The organism is Xanthomonas pisi DSM 18956, assembly GCF_001010415.1.
GTDB lineage: Bacteria > Pseudomonadota > Gammaproteobacteria > Xanthomonadales > Xanthomonadaceae > Xanthomonas > Xanthomonas pisi.
On sequence record NZ_JPLE01000128.1, the window covers coordinates 1 to 604 of the forward strand.

Here is a 604-nt window from a genome sequence, read left to right on the forward strand (position 1 = left end):
ATGGCCCGGCAGGATCCCGGTATCCAGCACCGCCACCACCACGCCGGCGCCCTGCGACAGATCCCATGCGCCCGGCGCATTGATGCAACACGCAGATTGCAGCGGTGGCCACCAATGCGGTGGCGATGGGCGAGGGTGCGCAGGTCAGTGCGGCGTCCGGCACCGCCATCGGCCAGGGCGCACGTGCCAGTGCACAAGGCGCCGTTGCACTGGGTCAGGGCTCGGTGGCCGATCGCGCCAACACGGTGTCGGTGGGTAGCGTTGGCGGCGAGCGGCAGGTGGCCAATGTGGCGGCCGGTACGCGTGCCACCGATGCGGTGAACAAGGGCCAGTTGGACAGCGGCGTTGCCGCGGCCAACAGCTACACCGACAGCCGCTACAGCGCGATGGCCGACAGCTTCGAAAGCTATCAGGGCGATATCGAAGACCGTCTGCGTCGGCAGAACCGTCGCCTGGATCGTCAGGGCGCGATGAGCTCGGCGATGTTGAACATGTCGGCCAGCGTGGCCGGTATCGCTTCGCAGAACCGCATCGGTGCCGGTGTCGGTTTCCAGAACGGCGAATCGGCGTTGTCGGTGGGCTACCAGCGTGCGATCAGCCCGCG

Annotated in this window: 1 pseudogene; it reads left to right on the forward strand. The window is 67.7% G+C overall.

The annotated features are described in order from the left end of the window. Positions 1 to 86: 86 nt before the first annotated feature. A pseudogene (locus tag Y887_RS17325) lies at positions 87 to 604 on the forward strand (YadA family autotransporter adhesin); the annotation flags it as partial.